6 protein-coding genes are annotated in these 2,667 nt (G+C 66.8%); 4 read left to right on the top strand and 2 right to left on the bottom strand.

The features are described 5' to 3' along the window. Window positions 1–79 precede the first annotated feature (79 nt). On the bottom strand, window positions 80–430 hold the full coding sequence (locus E1261_RS47230) for a GntR family transcriptional regulator (protein ID WP_132416283.1): 351 nt from the start codon (window positions 428–430) through the stop codon (window positions 80–82). Between E1261_RS47230 and E1261_RS45755 the strand changes: the two genes are divergently transcribed. From E1261_RS45755 to E1261_RS46195, 4 genes are read left to right on the top strand one after another with little or no spacing between them, the layout of a single operon-like run. Continuing rightward, on the top strand, window positions 429–572 hold the full coding sequence (locus E1261_RS45755; RefSeq protein ID WP_165952869.1) for a hypothetical protein: 144 nt from the start codon (window positions 429–431) through the stop codon (window positions 570–572). The two genes, E1261_RS47230 and E1261_RS45755, sit on opposite strands and share 2 nt — an antisense overlap. Continuing rightward, a complete protein-coding gene (locus E1261_RS47015; RefSeq protein ID WP_272948651.1) occupies window positions 569–691 on the top strand; it encodes a hypothetical protein in 123 nt (40 codons plus the stop codon). Before E1261_RS45755 ends, E1261_RS47015 begins: the two co-directional genes overlap by 4 nt. Continuing rightward, window positions 688–864, top strand: coding sequence for a hypothetical protein (locus E1261_RS45750; RefSeq protein ID WP_165952868.1), 177 nt, complete (start codon window positions 688–690; stop codon window positions 862–864). The genes E1261_RS47015 and E1261_RS45750 overlap by 4 nt, the downstream gene beginning before the upstream one ends. Then, window positions 861–1,190: a hypothetical protein gene (locus E1261_RS46195; protein WP_202875477.1), complete on the top strand. Its 330-nt coding sequence runs from the start codon at window positions 861–863 to the stop codon at window positions 1,188–1,190. Before E1261_RS45750 ends, E1261_RS46195 begins: the two co-directional genes overlap by 4 nt. 141 nt (window positions 1,191–1,331) lie before the next feature. Here E1261_RS46195 and E1261_RS44220 read toward each other — a convergent pair whose 3' ends face one another. After that, window positions 1,332–2,066, bottom strand: coding sequence for a collagen-like domain-containing protein (locus tag E1261_RS44220; RefSeq protein ID WP_165952867.1), 735 nt, complete (start codon window positions 2,064–2,066; stop codon window positions 1,332–1,334). Window positions 2,067–2,667 lie beyond the last annotated feature (601 nt).

Here is a 2,667-nt window from a genome sequence, read left to right as displayed (position 1 = left end):
GCCCCCACGCCGCCAAACCCGCAGATCACGCCACCACCCACACGACTACGGCGCCGCCCTGCCGAGACCACAAACGAGCTCATCTTGCTTCTGGCCAAGTGAAAAGACGACTTTGCCGAGGCCCTGGCGCCTTGCGCACCACGGGGCGACTCGCGCCGATCAGGTGCTGGATGGCTTCCACGCTCGGCAACGGCTCACCAGGGTCTACGTCGCCGGTCAGGATGCCCTGACGCATGTGGTCGGCCAGTTGCTGGCCGAATGGCGGCGCGCCACGGGCGCGGTTCAGCGTTCGTTCCGTCAACTTGAGAGGCACACCGTCCAATGTATGTGACAGGTGCCTTGGTGTCTTGTCAGCCTGTTGACCCTGGGATACCAGGTGTCTTACGGTGAGTTCCACGAGGTAACTCACTGTCAAGGGAGTGATCGTCATGTACGCCCCACCAACCAACCTCACAGAGGTTGAGCGGGATGAACTGATCGAGCGGTGCCCGGAGCAACAGCGTGGCCTGTTCACCGACTGGCTGGACGGCAAGCGCGACCTGGCCGGGGATCTGCTTGAGGAGGCGGCATGAGCCCCGCAGCGCGCCGCCGTTACCGCCGCTTCGGCTGGTGGATCGGAACCGCTATCGCCATCATCGTTGTCGCCATCGCAACGATGCGGGCCAAGGGCAATGACTGGGACCTCCGATGAGGCTGCGACGGGTCCAGGTCAGGTTCGGTGAGCACGTCATCATCGACAACGTCCTGGAGGAGGGCAAGGCCGACTGGTATGCCCACTCGATCGGTCGACGGTTTGCCGGTCTGCCGGTGACCAACGAGCCGGTACCTCCGGACGAGGTCGCGCTAGAGCTGGCGCGCCAGTGAGGCGCGGCGAGCTGTTCCGCTACCACGATGCGTCCGGCGTCAGCGGGACCGGCGTTGTCGCCCACCTGGTCGAGTTCCTTGACGGGTCGGTTGCACTGCGCTGGCTCGGCAAGCACCCGTCCACCGCCGTCTGGGCCAGCCTCGAATCCGTGCTGGCAATCCACGGTCACCTGGGCGCTTCGGAGATCCGCTGGCTCGACCCTGACCCGCGCGACGCCGACGCCGAGATGGTCACCAGGGACATCCTGCCGCGCGACCTGGAACCGGGCGAGACGAAGCGTCCCTGGCCCGAGCAGCTAAGCGAGGCCGCGAGTACCGGCCCATAGTCCGGCGCGGCCTGGCATCGAACCCCGAGAGTGTCGGGCCGCGCCGTTCCACCTCCCGTCGCAGGTACCTCCTCACCATGCGAAGGGAGCTACGGGGGAAAGACCTCCGGTGTTGGTCCTCAGCCAGCGCCGGGGGTCTTTCTACGTTCCGTAGGCCACGAGCTGCACGATGACGCCCGCGCCGCTGGCCTCCAGGCCCTCGACCCCGAGGGCGCTGATGATCGGCGGGACGGTCCGGCTCTCGCCCACTCGCGCGGCGATCGAGCTGGCCCCGATCGCGGTCAGGAAAGCGAAGGCATACTGGCTGACGGTCGGGTTCGGCCGCAGCGGGGTCACGGTCGCGGCATGCACCGCAGTGAAGTACCCGGCAGGCGGGGTGAACACGACCTGCCCGGCCGAGTCCGTGAGGCCGGTGGTGGTCCAGATTTTGGCGGTGGTCGCGGGGCTCGCGGCGTTGCGGTAGACCGCGCCGGCCGTGCCGGGATCGCCCTTGTCGCCCTTGTCGCCGGGGTCGCCTTTCAGGCCCGGTGAGCCATCTTTACCGGGCGCGCCATCCTTGCCGGGGGAACCATCCCTGCCGGGGTCGCCAGGCTCGCCCTTGAGGCCCTGTGAGCCGTCTGTGCCGTCCCTGCCAGCGCGGCCGGGAGCACCATCGGTGCCATCGCGGCCGGGGTCGCCCTTGGCTCCCTGGTCGCCGTCGCGGCCGGGCGTGCCGTCCTTGCCGTCGCGGCCATCCTTGCCAGGCTCTCCGGGGTCTCCCTTGTCCCCCTTGTCGCCTTTCTCGCCCTTCTGTCCCTCTGCGCCACGCTGGGCGGTCAGGTTGGCGGTGACCAGGGTTGCCAGCGGTGCGGAGGACAGGGCCGTAGAGACCTTCATCGGGTACCAGGCCACCGCGATTCTCCGTCCGTGAAGCGTTCACCGAAACCCACGGCCGCGCGAAAATGCCTGGCCGGGGGTTGTTGGATCCTCACTTGGCGCTAGACACCCCCCACCCTTCGGTGCCTTGGGCAACCATCTAGGGCGAGCGATTCCGCCTAACCGCTTGCCTTTGGCAACCGACTGCACGGCCGGATGGGGGGTGGTCCTATGCCCTGTGCGGGGAGGCTCGACCCACCCGCACAGGGAGCTAGTTGCCCTAGGCACTGACTTATGTCGGTAAGTCGCAACCCCTCCCCAGGGGTGGACACCTCATCCCCCTAGGGGGAGGGGTGGGTGCCTAGGGCAAGCATCATGAGCATGGCTCTAGCTCAAGCACATCGGCATGTGTGCACTCGCACCAATCCAAGTACCAATGAGACTCAGTGCGAGGCAACGCATAGGGCCATGCTGTGTGTCTGTTGGCATGGGCTACAGCATCAGCCCATGACCTGATGTAGAGAGGCTGTAGGTGTAGGTGCTCTAGGCAACAGACTGTCCAGCCCTCACCATCACTGTGCCTGTGCACCCTGGGCCTACAGGTACCTGGTGGGGGTGGGGT

The sequence above is a fragment of the Kribbella albertanoniae genome (genome assembly GCF_004348455.1).
In the GTDB taxonomy this organism is placed as follows: Bacteria; Actinomycetota; Actinomycetes; order Propionibacteriales; family Kribbellaceae; genus Kribbella; species Kribbella albertanoniae.
The sequence above is the reverse complement of the archived record's forward strand: the minus strand, read 5'-3'. Positions and strand labels throughout refer to the sequence as shown.

Excerpts from the sequence above, each read along its gene's own strand:
- E1261_RS47230 (WP_132416283.1), bottom strand. The coding sequence starts at position 430 with ATGACGATCACTCCCTTGACAGTGAGTTACCTCGTGGAACTCACCGTA.
- E1261_RS45755 (WP_165952869.1), top strand. The coding sequence starts at position 429 with ATGTACGCCCCACCAACCAACCTCACAGAGGTTGAGCGGGATGAACTG.
- E1261_RS47015 (WP_272948651.1), top strand. The coding sequence starts at position 569 with ATGAGCCCCGCAGCGCGCCGCCGTTACCGCCGCTTCGGCTGGTGGATC.
- E1261_RS45750 (WP_165952868.1), top strand. The coding sequence starts at position 688 with ATGAGGCTGCGACGGGTCCAGGTCAGGTTCGGTGAGCACGTCATCATC.
- E1261_RS44220 (WP_165952867.1), bottom strand. The coding sequence starts at position 2,066 with ATGAAGGTCTCTACGGCCCTGTCCTCCGCACCGCTGGCAACCCTGGTC.